Here is a 14417-nt window from a genome sequence, read left to right on the forward strand (position 1 = left end):
GGTGAGCACCGAAACGGGGATCGGGAAGCCGGCCATGCGGCTAGTTCAGCGCCTTGGCCGGCGGTTGGACCTGCGCGGCGGTGGCGGATCCGGCCACAACAGGCTCGGCGCCGGCCGGCGGCGCCCGGTCCGGCCGCCATGTCGGCAGCGGCACGTCGGCATATTCCTGCCCGGAGGCGTCGAGCATCGCCTTCGGCTTCGGTCCCGTGGCGCCGCCGAGGCCGACGGCGATCAGCGTCGGCACATGGTCGAGCTTTTCCTGATAGGGCGATTTCGGCACGTCCTTGCCCTTGTCGCCGACGGCGGGTGCTGCTTCCGACTGCTCCTCGGCCGGCTTCTTCTTGCAAATCTCGTCATTCATGTCGTTGGCCGACATGGTGTCGCCATAGGTGGGCAGCGCCGCGACCGTCAGCCAGCTCGGCGCCGGCGTTGCAAAGCCCTGGTCGAGCAGTTTTGCCGCCGCCTCGGCGCGGGTGACGGCCGATTGTTCGCCGAGCACTACGGCGACCAGGGTGCGGCCGTTGCGGGTCGCCGAGCCGATCATGTTGAAACCGGACGAGCAGACGAAACCCGTTTTCATGCCGTCGGCACCCGGATAGCGGCCGATCAGCAGGTTGTAGTTGGAGATCGCCTTCTTGCCGACGGCGAGGCCTTCGATCGAGAACCAGGGGGCATATTGCGGAAATTCCTTGCGGATCGCCATCACCAGCAAAGCGAGATCGCGCGCTGTCGTATACTGGTCCGGCGAATAGAGCCCGTTCGGATTGACGAAATGCGACCCGCTCATGCCGAGCTGCCGCGCCTCGGCGTTCATGCGTTCGGCGAAAGCCGCTTGCGAACCGCCGATATTCTCGCCGACCGCCATGGCGATGTCATTGGCCGATTTGACCAGCATCATCTTCAGCGCGTTGTCCAGCCGCATCACCGAGCCCGGCTTGAAACCCATCTTGCTCGGCGGCTCGCCGGCCGAATGTTTCGTCACCTTGATCGGCGAATCGAGCTGGACCTCGCCCGCGGCAATCGCACGAAACGCCACATAGGCGGTCATCAGCTTGGTCAGCGATGCCGGGTACCAGCGCCTGAATGCGTCCTGGTGCTGCAGGATCTTGCCGCTGTTCAGGTCGAACAGGATGATCGGATTGGCCAAGGCAGGCCCGGCCAGCGCCGCAAGCACCACCGCGCCCGCCACCAACAGTTTGAGGAAATGCCTGTAGCGCATCATGGAAACCGAAATAGCCTCTTGCCGCAGTCGCACCTGGCTTCGTAAGATTTCGTTACACGATCGCCAGGATAATGGTCCGGCCCTCTGTTCCCGGACCACAGTCGCGGTGCTATTTACTCTATGTGACGTCAACATGGCAAAGTGCTGCCGATCACAATGTGGAAGCAGCAGCACAATGCAAAGCTGCGTGCATGGTTGCAAGGCAGCAGGCACAATGCAAAGCAGCAGGCCAGGACCGCCTGCTCCAACAGCGAAATGGAACCATCATGCCGATCCTGAACCGAGCCGCCGAAATGCAGGACGAGGTGGCCGGCTGGCGCCGCCATTTGCACCAGACGCCGGAGTTGAATTTCGACGTCTTCAAGACCGCCGCCTTCGTCACCGAGAAGCTGAAGGCTTTCGGCTGCGACGACATCGTGACGGGTTTGGGCAAGACCGGCGTCGTCGGCATCATCCGCGGCCGCCACGGCGAAGGCTCGACCATCGGCCTGCGCGCCGACATGGACGCCCTGCCGCTCAACGAGATCACCGGCAAATCCTACGCCTCGACCGTCCCCGGCAAGATGCACGCCTGTGGCCATGACGGCCACACCGCGATGCTGTTGGGTGCCGCCAAATACCTCGCCGAAACGCGCAATTTCGCCGGCTCCGTCGCGGTCATCTTCCAGCCGGCCGAAGAGGGCGGCGGCGGCGGCAACGAGATGGTCAAGGACGGCATGATGGAGCGCTTCGGCATCTCCAAGGTGTTCGGCATGCACAACATGCCGGGCCTGCCGGTCGGCCAGTTCGCCATCAGGCCGGGCCCGATCATGGCGGCGACCGCCGAATTCACCATCACCGTCAAGGGCCGGGGCGGCCACGCGGCGATGCCGCACGGCACCATCGATCCGATCGTCATCACCAGCCAGCTTGTCGGCGCATTGCAGACGATCGCCTCGCGCAGCACCGATCCGGTCGAGGCGGTGGTCGTCTCGGTGACGAAATTCCACGCCGGCGACGCCTATAACGTCATTCCAGAGACCGCCGAGATCGCCGGCACGGTACGCACGCTGAAGAAGGAGGTCGCCAAGAAGGCTGAAGAGCGCATCCGCGCGCTTTGCCAAGGCGTGGGCGCTGCCTTCGGCGCGACAATCGAGGTCAATTACGATGCCAACTACCCCGTCACGTTCAACCATCCGGAAGAGACGGTCTTTGCCAGCGACATCGCGGCCGGCGTGGCCGGCGACAGCCATGTGCACCGCGCCATCCAGCCGGTGATGGGCGGCGAGGATTTCTCCTACATGCTGGAAGCGCGGCCGGGCGCATTCATCTTTATCGGCAATGGCGATACCGCCGGCCTGCACAACCCGGCCTACGACTTCAACGATGAGGTCATCCCGCACGGCATGAGCTATTGGGTGAAGCTGGCGGAGACGGCGCTGGCGGCGTAGCGATTCGGCACCGGCGGTACGGCGACCGCCGCATCTCTGGGCGGCAAAACTGGGCAGGATATGTTCTGCTGGTCACCTCCGGCCGGATGACTTCCGGGCAAGGCCGAAGGCAATGCCCAGAGCAATACCTATACCAATGCCCGCAACAATGTTGTCCAACACGACGCCGATAGCCACGCCGATCACGACGCCGAGTGTGAGGTGTTTGGCATCCATTATGCCCGGTCATGTAGCGTGGAAGGGAAGAGCCGCAACCGCTACGGTCCGCTCTTCGGATCCTCGACCTCCAGCGCCTCCATGACCGGCGCCAGTTCACTGTCTTCGATCGGGACCGCATTCTGCGGTTCGTCGCCGGTTCTCGCCTTTTTCAACGCTGCCTCGATCGCCTCCTGGATGTTGCCGAGCTCGTCTTCACGAACCTCGTGGCCATAGCCGGCAGCGTCGGCATCCTGCTCGAATTGCTGCGCCAGGACGGCGACGCTCACCTCGCTCTCGGCCGGCAAATTGCCGACATTCTCCTGCAGCCAGGTTTCAAAGAACTCTTTTGTAGCGCTCATGGCGGTCTCTCCTCGGGACACTAAAGCGCGTCGGCATCCCGAAAGTTCCGCTATCCGAGCCGTCTTTGCGCCCGTTGCTGGCTGCCCCCGCAATTCAGCGCGGCCAGGCGGCGTAGGCGCCGCCTGGCTCGCTGCTTACTGGCTGGCAGCAGTCGTCGGTTCGCACGACACGTTCGGGTTCATGTCGGCGAACGCGCCGGTCGGGTTGCCCTTCCAGGCCCAGACATGCAGCTCGTAAAACGGGCCGAGGCCGTAGCGGTTGGGCGCGCTGTTGAAGTTGAACAGATGCCCATCGAGCGAGGCCGGGCCTTTCGAGGTGATGTATTCGACCGCGATCAGTTTTAACGTGCCGTCGGCCGTCGGCTCGTACATGACGGCTTCGGGCTTGGCGACATCGACCGCGTCGTCCTTGAGGTAGCCGGGATTGACGTAGTGGATGCCCATGGCGCCGCCGGTGATGCCGCTGGCGCAAGGAATGGGCGCATAGCCCTCGGCGGTCGCCGCCGCCACATTCTCGAAGCGGCTGTTGGCGGCTCGCACCTTGTCGGCCAGCGGATTGGGACCGGACGCGGGCGCTGCCTCATGCGCCTGCGCCAATGCAGTGCAGGCGGACAGCAGCGCCGCGGCAGCGAGGAATTTGTTGCGAAAGTTGATTGTCATAGTCATTCCATTCTTCTTGAAAAGCACACCCCGGCCGGCCGCCGGAAGTAAGGAGGTCCGGCAGGTGGGCGCTGTGGCTGTTGTTGCTGGGAGATCCCTATCCCGATGCGACGAATGCAGGGGAAGATCATCCCTTCGGCAGATACGGGATCGTTCCGGCCAGATCGGAATTGTCGATCAGCTGGAAACGGCTGTCGCTGCCGCCCTGACGGGCCGAAACGAAGGGTGCGTAGGCAGGATCGTCGGTGAAGGCGCGAGCCGCGGCCTCGGTCGGGAACGCCATCAAGGCAATCAGCGTCGTGTCGAGCGGCTTGCCTTCGAGCGTCTTCACATTGCCGCTGCGCGACAGATATCTGCCGCCATGCTTGTGAACGAGGTCGTGGACCGAAGCGGCATAGGCCGGCATCCACTTCGGGTCCCTCACTTTGATGTCTGCGATAACGTAAGCGGTCATGGGTCATGTCTCCTGGTCGTGCACAGGGGTATCCCGTGCAGCGGCAGAGGGGTCGCATGGCAAGGCCGGCGCCAGCCAGTCCGCGATCTGTACTGGTGTGGCGAATCCGAAATTCGCATTCACTTTGGAGCAACGCAGCGAGCGAATTTCGGATTCAAAAGCCACACCAGCAAGTGCTTGGATTTCCAGTGTGGTTTTGGATTTGAAGTTCCTAACGCTGATGCCACCCAGAAAGCAGGAATTTCAAATCCACCACACTGGGCCGGTACAGTTTCTGTACTCGCCGTGCCGCGGGGAAAGGCCTATTGTCCCGGCGGAGTTTGAGGGGAAGGCAACATCATGACCCAGGCCGGATACAAGCAGTTCTGCCCGTTATCGATGGCCGCGGAGGTGCTGTGCACCCGCTGGACCATGGTTCTGCTTCGCGAATTGGTGGCGGGCTCGACCCGTTTCAACGATCTGCGCCGCGGCGTCCCCAAAATGTCGCCGACCCTTCTGTCGCAACGGCTCAAGGAGCTCGAGCTGGCCGGGATCGTCGAGCGCAAGGAGGTGCGCGGCGAGAAAGGCATCTTCGAATACCGGATGACAGAGGCTGGCCGGGATCTGCGTTCCGTCGTCGAGGCGATGGGCTTTTGGGGGCAGAAATGGGTCGAGTCGCGGCTGTCGCTGAAGAACCTCGATCCGTCGCTGCTGATGTGGGACATGCGGCGCAATCTCAACGCGTCGCCGCTGCCCGACGGCCGCACGGTGATACAGTTTCTGTATCAGGAGCTCCCCGCCTCCAAACGGTCATGGTGGCTGATCGTCGAGAAGCACGGCGAGGTCGACCTCTGCTGGTACGATCCGGGCTTCGATGTCGATCTCTACGTCTCGACCGACCTGCACACCATGACCGAAATCTGGATGGGGCTGATCACCGTCGAGAAGGCCGGGGCGAAAGTCATCTTGACGGGAGACCAGGATATCGCCCGTAAAATGCAGACCTGGCTGGGCCTGAGCCCGTTCGCTGTCGAACCCAAGCGAGCAGCCTAGCTGCCTCTTGGCGAAACGATCCGAAGCGGTTATGTGTCGGGCGCGATGGTCCCGTAGCTCAGTAGGATAGAGCGGCAGATTCCTAATCTGTAGGTCACAGGTTCGATTCCTGTCGGGATCACCACAGTTTCAAAGGCTTAGTGAACCGCCGCCGTAGGAAGTTCCGCCGAAAAATGTGCAACGCTGCGCTCGGCAACTCGGCAACTCTCCGATCTGCATGCGCTCCAGCCACTTATCGACGCGTCGCCGCCGCTCGGCCTTGTCGACGCCGCGCATGCGCAGGCTGAACGCTGAACTCGACATTCTCACGGTAGGGAATGGAAACAGCGCCAAACTCTGCCAGACTAGCGGCGTGTCGCGCTGCCAGGTGACGGCTTTCCTCGATCAGCACGGCTGTTGAACACCATAGTGTCTGGATCGCTGCCATTCGAATGCACGACGACATCGCCCCCGACAGCTACATAGCATCCAGCTGAAACGCAATTTGTGTTCTATTTCTTTGATTAAGGTCATCTCAATAAGGGTGCAAACCATGGCCAGCAACGCCAAACTCGCCGAAACAGCTCCCAAAACGCCAAAGCTTGACATGAAACCGATCGAGGAGATTGACCGCAGACGAATCCCCACGGCAATCCGGCAAAATCGGCCGTTTGTTGTTCGAGGCTGGGTTTCAGCCTCCGACGGTTGGGGATTGGATGACCCCAAATGGGCGCGGAATACCGGGCAGGTTACGGTGATTCCAGGGGACGATGCCACGGTTTCCACTGCATCCTATGTTTTGCGCAAGAGCGGAATGACCCACGAAATGACCTTTCGCGAGTTGTTCGACCGGATCCTAGGCCAGGGGAAATGGCGACCACTGATCGACGCAAACGAGCGCTACTACATGTTTGGTGGGAAAGTCCCGAGCAGTCTTCTGGAAGCATTGCCCTGGCCAAGCGACCTGGAGTTCGTTGGCTCGTCTCCCTATGTTGCTTCCGAAGGGGTTACCGCCAAGGCGCATTATGATCATTGGTACGCATTCCTGGTGCAGCTACATGGGACAAAAGCGGTAAAAATGTTCCCCCCTTGGGATTATAGTTTCATCTATCCGCAGCATGAAAAGACGGCCGACAAGCCCAGGCGAGCGCTTGTGGATCTGAATAATCCCGATTTTGATCAGTTCCCGTTGTTGAAGCAACTGCATGGAGAGATTGCCGTACTGAATGCAGGTGACGTTTTGTACATGCCAGTACATTGGTGGCACGAGGTTGAAACCGAGGGATTCTCCGTCAGCATCAACCGGCGTTTGAAACGGAGTGCGCTGGACTGGGCCGGCGCTCTGCTTGTATTCGGTTATCAGGTCCTGCAGGGCGCATACCATTACCGCATCGAACCGATCCCCAGCCACGAAATTAAGACTGTGGCCCAGTATGCCTATGTTGAGTGGAAGAGCGACACCGGCAAAACGGAATACGATCAATGGTGCGCATTCCTGGCGCAGTTGGGGCGAGACCAAGCAAAGGCATTGCGGATCCCCGAAGGTTTCGGAGTCCTCTTGGCGCGGTGGCTTCAGACCGAGCAAGAGCTAACGAAGGCAGAGTTTGAGGCGCTCTCGCATCCCGCGGCTGAACTATCTGTTCGGGACTGACCTGCATCCCGGATTTCGGACCGCTCTGAGCTGGAATACGGTGACAGTGCACTTTTTTGCCGTGTTCGCGCGGCTGTCGCTTTCTGTATTGCTCCGCTCGTCGGCGTTGATGCTGCCCAGGGAGAGCACGATCGGGTGCGGCAATGAAACCTCCACCGTGCGGAAGTGAACGCCTGGACCTGAAACTCATGATCAGGCGGTCCCTCAACCGGTCCGCCAAGGAACCTGCCGCCGATCAGATCGTTTGGCGGTATCTGGCCGGATCAACCGGAGCGGAGGCAGATTTGCCGCATGCTTGCAATCGCGTGGAACCGAACATCGGCAAAGGCTGCCTTGAGTTCGGGCCTTGGCGCGATGCGCCCGAAGGCATCTGGCCCAACGGCTTGCGGTATCTGTGCACCGATGCATTCGGGGTCGTACTCTACGTCGCCGCACGACCGGAAGTTGGAGAGTTCTTTGGATGAAATCCAAGCCGAATGCAGTCAGCGCTCCAAATCCGTTGCATTGCCTTTGCCACCAAAGCGGCGGTCAGCACCGCTGGCGTTTCGACGCAAACCAGGACCACGGAGTGCAGTCACCTGGCCAATGTTTCGGCCTGAGAAGCAGGGACGAAAGCCGCACCGAGCGTCGGATAAGCAGGAGGAACGCTGCGTGGACTAAGGCGATAACCCACTAAAAAGGATGGATTCAGTGAAACCGCACGAGCATATTGCGGGTCGGGCGCGCAGTGATTGAAAATCATCGCGCTGCGCTATGTTATTTGCAAGCTGCGCGCCAGTTCCTTTCGCTCTCGTTAGCGGCCTTGGCAATTCAGCCACAACCGATGCGAAAGGGGCAGCTCTGGTCCCAGAAGAAAGGGGCATCCGTTGTGCCATTGGATTTTACGTTTTGAGACCGGCGGCGGGCCCAGGTCCGCTTGCCGAACAGGGAGGAAGACAATGGACGGAGAATCGCATTCCCAATCAAGGCGAAGATTTCTAAAGACGAGTGGACTTGTCGCTGGGCTAACGGCGACGGCGGTTACCGCTCCCTGGGTTCGAAGGGCCGGAGCCGCTGACACAATCATCTGGAAGATTCAAACCTCGTGGCCGGCCGGTGTCGGACTTGAAACTTTCCAAAACTGGTGTGGCACCATCAAGGAAAAGACCGGAGGCCAACTCGAATTTCAGCCGTTCAAGGCAAAGGACATCGTCGGTGACTTCGAGCTGCTCGACGGGGTGAAGAACGGCGTCCTGGAAGCGATGAATTCGTTTTCACTTTACTGGGCCGGTAAGCTTCCCGCGACAGCGTTCCTGTCTTCTTACACGATGGGGCTACGCTATCCGCACGAATGGGACATCTTCTTCTATTCAAAAGGTGGTCTGCAGGCCGCGCGCGACCTTTATGCGAAACAAGGTCTTTACTACGTCAACCGCATTCACCACGGCCCGAACATCATCCACTCAAAGACACCGATCCGCTCGATCGAGGATTTCAGGGATCTGAAGCTGCGCGTACCGGGCGGCATGATCGCCGAGACATTCGCGAAAGCCGGCGCCAAGACGACGCTGCTGCCGGGGGGCGAGGTATTCTCCGCGCTCGAGAAAGGCACGATCGATGCAGCCGACTACACTGGGCCGGCGGTAAACTGGGCGCTCGGATTCCAGCAGGTGACCAAGTACATTTCCATGGGCCCAGCCGGTCTGATGTCCGTATACCAGCCCGTCGATCTGATGGACTTTGCCGTCAACATGAACGTCTGGAACCAACTCCCGGACAACCTCAAGGAGTTCGTGGAAGACGAAATCCAAGTCTATTCCAACACTCATTTCGGGGCCATCCAGAAGGCCGACATGGAGGCCTGGCAGAAATTCCTGGATGCCGGCATTGAAATCAATCGGCTTGGAGCGGAGGACCTCCAGAAGTTCCAGGAAATCGCGGTGCCGATCTGGTTCGAGTGGGCCAATAAGGACAAGGACGCCGCGCGAATCTTCAGACTGCAGCTTGAGGTGATGGAGAACCCGACCGTCGGTTACGTAACGCCGGACATGTATCAGGGATTGTCGATCAACCTCTGAGGCTCTCCGCGCCCGCCCTGTCCGGGCGGGCGCACTCTCCTGCAAGAGGCAGTCGCCGATGCCCTCACTCACATTCGTGCTGCCGCACTGGCTATACTGGTCAAGCCTCGTGCTTTTCCCGGTTGCCGCGGGCTTCCTTGTGCATCGCGAGCGGGCACAGCGCGATGCCGGCCGTCCGAATCTCTTTCTTGCTTACCTGTTCCTGGTCACTGCGGGCTTCCTCGGCATGCACCGCTTTTATCTGAAGAGCAGGTGGGGATTCACTTTTATCCCGCTCTTCATTGCAGTGCTTTGGACGGGCGCCCAGGTACGCGACGGACGTGAGGCAGTGTCGCTCGCGCGATTCCAGAGCGAACACGCTGAAAGGCTGTTGCTGCATGCCAAGGCAGATGTGGCAGCCAGCAAAGAGGGTGCTGCCGATCGCCTGGCGAAAGCTGAGGCAGACGCCACGGTGGCGCGCGAAAATCTGGCCGCCGCCGCCCATAGGCTCGAGCGCGCCAACAGCATTGGCCGAATTGCCGGACTTCTGCTTGGTCTCGCTCTCGCAGGCGACGCCTTTCTGATGCCCGGCCTGGTTCGACGCGCCCGCGAACGTGAGGTTCAACCGAATCCAACAGAAACCCATCCGATTGTGACCGACGTTCCCGCCACGCCCGTCAAGATGCCGCTCGCCGCTTTCCGGCCTGTCGACCGGCTGGTCAAGGTGACGGGCGAGTTGGTCGCCTACTGGTCGGTTCTCGCAGTGATGGCGTATTACTACGAAGTGGTGGCCCGTTTTGTTTTCAACTCACCGACGAACTGGGTGCATGAAAGCATGTTTCTTATGTTCGGCATCCAGTACATGCTGGCAGGCGCTTATGCCTACCGCGACGAATCGCATGTCAGGGTAGACATTGTCTACAGCCATCTCACCGAACGCGGTCGTGCTGTCTGCGACATCATCACCTCGGCCTTCTTCTTCCTGTTCACCGGCACCATGCTGGTCACAGGATGGCGATTTGCGAGCGATGCCATGGCGGTTGGCGAACGCTCGTTCACCGAATGGGGCATCCAATACTGGCCGGTAAAGCTCGCGATCCCAATCGGGGCGGCGCTCCTGCTGCTTCAGGGCCTGTCCCGGCTGATGCGAGACATCGCCACTGCATTCGGAAGGATCGGCTGAGCGATGGGTCTCGAGCTTCCGATCCTGTGGCTCAGCATTTTGATGTTCGGGGGTCTGGGCGTCCTTCTGCTGCTCGGACTGCCGATGGCCTTCTGCACCGGCAGCCTCGCCGTGCTCTTCCTCTTTTTGTTCGGCAATTCGGCCATGCTGAACATGCTGCCTGCTCGGGTCTTCCCGTTCATGACGGATTATCAGCTCTCGGCGGTGCCGCTTTTCATCTTCATGGCCGCGATTCTCGAGAAGGCGGGCATCATCGAGGAGCTGTTCGATGTCGTCTACAAATGGCTGGGCGGGCTGAAAGGCGGGCTCGCTTCGGCCACGGTGATCTCCTGCACGCTGCTGGCCGCGATGGTCGGTGTCGTCGGGGCGACGGAAGTGACGATGGGCATGATCGCGCTTCCCGCCATGCTGCGCCGCAACTATGACGCCAAGCTCGCTTGCGGCTCGCTTCTTGCAGGCGGGACCCTTGGTATTCTCATACCCCCTTCCGTCATGGCGATCGTCTATGCCGTCGTGGCGCAGCAGTCGCTGGGCGAGCTTTTGATCGGGTCGGTGTTCCCCGGGCTGATGCTGTCCGGGATGTATGTCGCCTACGTGACGGCGCGCTGTTACATCAACCCCAAGCTCGGCCCTGCGTTGCCGCCGGACGAGCGCATCGCATTCGCCAAAAAAATCAAGCTTTTGCGCCGCACGTTCATGCCGATACTGCTGATCCTGCTTGTGCTCGGGGTCATCTTCATGGGCATTGCCACGCCGGTCGAAGCCGCCGGCATCGGCACGTTCGGTGCTTTCATCGTCTGTGCCGCACATCGGCGCCTGAACTGGGACACGATCCGCGAAGCCAGTGTCGCGACGCTTAAGGCCACGGCAATGGTAATGTGGATATTCTTCGGCGCCACCATGTTCGTCGGCTTCTTCATCCTGAAGGGCGGCCAGAGCTTCGTCGCCGAATCCATACTCGGAACAGGCTTGGCGCCGTACGGCGTTCTTGTTCTGATGATGATCATCCTGTTCGTCCTCGGCATGTTTCTGGACTGGGTGGGCATTCTCCTTCTCACCGTACCGATCTTTCTGCCCATCCTTAGGTCACTCGAATTCGGCGGCACGTTCGGGTTAGCCGGTGTGGCTCCTGAAGACGTGCCGCTGTGGTATGGTGTCATTTTCATGGTCAACATGCAGATGGCGTTCCTTAGCCCGCCTTTCGGCTATTCGCTGTTCTATCTGAAGAGCGTTGCGCCGCCGGAGATCTCGATGGCGACGATCTTCCGATCCGCAGTCCCCTTCTTGTGCCTGCAGGCGATCGGAGTGGGACTGTGCATCGTGTTCCCCTCAATCGTCGTCTGGCTGCCGAAGGTCATGTACGGAGGCTATTGACTACATTTGCGGCTTGCGTCATCCGACACCAGGATCAATCGAATTTGATGGCTTTTCGATTGAACTGCGCCACCTTTTTTGCCTTCCTTGCGCGCCGTCATGAGATCGCTTCTTGAAACAATCCTGGCTGCGAGTGCGGGTCTATCGCTCTCGACCAGTCTTGGTTATCTGGCCTACGCCGCCCCGGGAATGCCGCCGCATCTGTCGTTGTCGAGATGGCCAAGGAACCTGCCGCCGATCAGATCGTTTCGCGACAGATCAACCGGACGAGGAGAGACATGCTCGAAATTCTGCATGCTCACAATCGCGCGACACCGAACATCGGCCGGCTCGGCCAGTTCGGGCCTTGGCGCGATGCTGCGTGACGTCGACTACGTCCTGCGAAAACTCGACTGGATGCGCGCCGAAGGCATCTGGCCCAACGGCTTGCGATATCTCTGGACCGATGCATTCGGGGTCGTGCTCTACGTCTCGCTTTACACAGAAACTGGCGAACAGCGCTGGCTGGACGCGGCCGAATGGCTGGTCGTGGATGTCGAGCGTGTGCTCGGCCGCCGGCGCGGACTGAGGATCGGCGAAGCGGCCGATCGCGACGGCCAGTATTTCCACTATCTGGCGATGTGGCTGTTCGCCCTGGCGCGTCTCGGCGATCTGAACCCGGAATACCGCAAGCGCGGCATTGCGCTGGCGCGCGACATTCACCCGGCCTTTGTGGTCCCCGGCCGCGGCGTGATCTGGAAGATGCAGGAGGATCTGAGCCGTCCTTACCCCGGCTACGGCCTCGGCAGCATGGATGCCTATGACGGCTACGTCTCTTACCGGATGCTCGACGAAGAGGAACTGGCGCCCGAGATCGCGCAAATGCGTGACCTGATGGAGCGCGATTGGCGCACCCTCGACATCGAGCAGGACCTCGGCCTCGGCATGATGCTGTGGCTCGCCCATTTCTTTCCCGACGAGCCGTGGGCCGAGGCCCAGACAAGGCGTTCGCTGCGAACCCTGGAAACGATGTGGGTCGACCCGCCCGGATATTTCAGCCGCGCCCCATGGCTGCGCGACACCAAGTTCGCCTTCACCAATTACGGCGTTTCGCTCGGCCTGCAGGCCGCCGGTATCAGGCCGGGGCGTGTCGATAGGCTGAACGCCTTCTTCGAGGACTGGCGCTCCGGCGACGAATACGACCGCGAGGCGATCACCTGGGTGATGGCCTGCACCTCGCATCTTCCCGGTGCTTTTCTGACCCGGGGTGGCGAGACAATGATTGAAGGCGACCAAGCTCGGGAACGTTCCTCCGCCGGCGCGGTTGTCGATGGAAGTGCATCGAGACGCAAGGGACGCGGTTGAAATGGCCATTCTCTTGGGAAAACCGGGAAGCTGTTGGGTGGCGGCAGCCAGATCCACGAACTATCCTCAGCTCGAAGGTTCGATCCGTGCGGACGCCGTTGTCGTGGGGGCCGGAATCGTCGGGCTGACGACGGCGCTTTGGCTTTGCGAGGCGGGCCGGTCGGTGATCGTCATTGAAGGCTTGCGCGTAGGTGGCCAGGTGACCGGCCGCTCGACGGCCAAGATCACCACGCAGCATGCGCTGATCTATCGTCATCTCATCGACAGCGTTGGCCGGGACCTGGCGCAGACCTATGCTGATGCGAATTCCGCCGGCGCGCGACAAATCCACGATTGGGTCAACAACTACGCCATCGCCTGCGATCTCGAAGGCAAGGACGCCTATACCTACACCTGCGATGAAAGCCGGCGCGCGAAGGTCGCGGCCGAGGCGGAGGCCGCGCGTCAGGTCGGGCTGGAGGCCGAGCTTCTCGAACGCGCACCACTGCCTTTCGAAACGGCCGCGGCATTACGGTTCCCCGACCAGGCGCAGTTCAATCCGGCGATGTATCTGGTTGGCCTCGCGGAAGCGGTGACATCGCGTGGCGGTCGGATCTTCGAGAACAGCCGCGCCACCTCGATCGACGAGGCAAGCCGCTGGCGCGTCGTCACCGATGCCGGCGCAGTCGATGCCGGGCACGTCGTCGTCGCCACCAACATGACGGTGAAGAGCCCCGTCGGCATAGCGAACCGGACGCAACCGCGCTGCCACACCGTGATGGCCTTTCGGATCGATGATCCCCTCCCTGTCGACGGCATGTTCATCGGCATCGACGACCCGACGCATTCCATTCGCACAGGCCGTGATGCCGACGGTCCACTGCTGGTCGCGCTCGGCCCCAAATTCAACACCGGCTGGGATGGCGACGTGGCGAGGCGGTTCGTCGAACTGGAAAAATGGGCGAGAAAGAACCTTCCGGTCGGCGACGTCGCCTGGCGCTGGTGCAATGAGGATTATGATACGGCCGACAGGATCCCATATGCCGGCGAACCCGATCCCCCCAAGGCCGCCGGCTTCCACATTGCCACGGGCTTCAACGCCTGGGGCATCACCAACGGGACGGCCGTGGGCACGATGATCGCCGACCTGATTTGCGCTCGCCCGAGCCCATGGCAAAAACTCTACGATCCGGCGCGGCCCTATCCCGAGGGCTTCCACAACAATGGCCGCAGTCAATCGATCGTCTCGAGCACCCACGACATTGCGCCCGGCATGGGTGGCGTGATCGTCAGGGGAGACGAAAAGATTGCGGCGTGGCGAGACACCGAAGGCGCACTCCAGGCGGTTTCGGCGACGTGCACCCACAAGGGCTGCACCGTAACCTGGAACAATGCGGACCACACCTGGGATTGTCCCTGCCACGGCTCGATCTTCGCCGCCGACGGTTCGGTCATCCACGGCCCTGCCCGAAAACCGCTTGCCCAGATTACATTGTGAAGGCGGCGCTCGACGCCG

13 protein-coding genes and 1 tRNA gene are annotated in these 14417 nt (G+C 61.0%); 9 read left to right on the forward strand and 5 right to left on the reverse strand.

Going from position 1 to position 14417, the window contains the following annotated elements; all coding sequences use genetic code 11:
• Positions 1–40 precede the first annotated feature (40 nt).
• Positions 41–1219 (reverse strand): D-alanyl-D-alanine carboxypeptidase family protein, encoded by a 1179-nt coding sequence (locus tag E5W70_RS14325; RefSeq protein ID WP_292659218.1) that lies wholly within the window; start codon positions 1217–1219, stop codon positions 41–43.
• 269 nt (positions 1220–1488) lie between these two features.
• On the opposite strand from E5W70_RS14325, the gene E5W70_RS14330 reads away from it, so the two are divergent.
• Positions 1489–2652, forward strand: a complete 1164-nt coding sequence (locus tag E5W70_RS14330) for a M20 aminoacylase family protein (protein WP_292659126.1) — start codon at positions 1489–1491, stop codon at positions 2650–2652.
• Between the two features lie 72 nt (positions 2653–2724).
• Here the strand turns inward: E5W70_RS14330 and E5W70_RS14335 are convergent, their stop codons facing one another.
• From E5W70_RS14335 to E5W70_RS14350, 4 genes are all read right to left on the reverse strand, one after another.
• Positions 2725–2868: a hypothetical protein gene (locus E5W70_RS14335; protein WP_292659128.1), complete on the reverse strand. Its 144-nt coding sequence runs from the start codon at positions 2866–2868 to the stop codon at positions 2725–2727.
• Positions 2869–2909: 41 nt separating this feature from the next.
• Positions 2910–3209 (reverse strand): hypothetical protein, encoded by a 300-nt coding sequence (locus E5W70_RS14340; protein ID WP_292659131.1) that lies wholly within the window; start codon positions 3207–3209, stop codon positions 2910–2912.
• Positions 3210–3344: 135 nt separating this feature from the next.
• Positions 3345–3875 carry a hypothetical protein gene (locus E5W70_RS14345; protein ID WP_292659133.1) on the reverse strand — a complete coding sequence of 177 codons (531 nt, stop codon included), beginning with the start codon at positions 3873–3875 and terminating at the stop codon, positions 3345–3347.
• A gap of 121 nt (positions 3876–3996) precedes the next feature.
• Positions 3997–4323: a DUF1330 domain-containing protein gene (locus tag E5W70_RS14350; RefSeq protein WP_023677873.1), complete on the reverse strand. Its 327-nt coding sequence runs from the start codon at positions 4321–4323 to the stop codon at positions 3997–3999.
• 339 nt (positions 4324–4662) lie between these two features.
• Here E5W70_RS14350 and E5W70_RS14355 point away from each other — a divergent pair, with 339 nt between their 5' ends.
• The 8 genes from E5W70_RS14355 (at position 4663) to E5W70_RS14390 (ending at position 14399) form a co-directional block, all read left to right on the forward strand.
• Entirely contained in the window at positions 4663–5355 is a 693-nt protein-coding gene (locus E5W70_RS14355) for a helix-turn-helix domain-containing protein (RefSeq protein ID WP_292659138.1), read from the forward strand.
• Between the two features lie 47 nt (positions 5356–5402).
• Positions 5403–5479: transfer RNA gene (locus tag E5W70_RS14360), tRNA-Arg, on the forward strand.
• A gap of 408 nt (positions 5480–5887) precedes the next feature.
• Positions 5888–6985 carry a cupin-like domain-containing protein gene (locus tag E5W70_RS14365; protein WP_292659141.1) on the forward strand — a complete coding sequence of 366 codons (1098 nt, stop codon included), beginning with the start codon at positions 5888–5890 and terminating at the stop codon, positions 6983–6985.
• A 938-nt stretch (positions 6986–7923) separates the two neighbouring features.
• Entirely contained in the window at positions 7924–9042 is a 1119-nt protein-coding gene (gene dctP / locus E5W70_RS14370; protein WP_292659144.1) for a TRAP transporter substrate-binding protein DctP, read from the forward strand.
• Between the two features lie 76 nt (positions 9043–9118).
• Positions 9119–10204, forward strand: a complete 1086-nt coding sequence (locus tag E5W70_RS14375) for a TRAP transporter small permease subunit (protein WP_292659146.1) — start codon at positions 9119–9121, stop codon at positions 10202–10204.
• Positions 10205–10207: 3 nt separating this feature from the next.
• Positions 10208–11578, forward strand: a complete 1371-nt coding sequence (locus tag E5W70_RS14380; protein ID WP_292659150.1) for a TRAP transporter large permease subunit — start codon at positions 10208–10210, stop codon at positions 11576–11578.
• A gap of 294 nt (positions 11579–11872) precedes the next feature.
• Positions 11873–12922 carry a hypothetical protein gene (locus E5W70_RS14385; protein ID WP_292659153.1) on the forward strand — a complete coding sequence of 350 codons (1050 nt, stop codon included), beginning with the start codon at positions 11873–11875 and terminating at the stop codon, positions 12920–12922.
• 1 nt (position 12923) lies between these two features.
• Positions 12924–14399, forward strand: a complete 1476-nt coding sequence (locus tag E5W70_RS14390) for an FAD-dependent oxidoreductase (protein WP_292659155.1) — start codon at positions 12924–12926, stop codon at positions 14397–14399.
• Positions 14400–14417 lie beyond the last annotated feature (18 nt).

The sequence above is a fragment of the Mesorhizobium sp. genome, from assembly GCF_005063415.1.
In the GTDB taxonomy this organism is placed as follows: Bacteria; Pseudomonadota; Alphaproteobacteria; order Rhizobiales; family Rhizobiaceae; genus Mesorhizobium.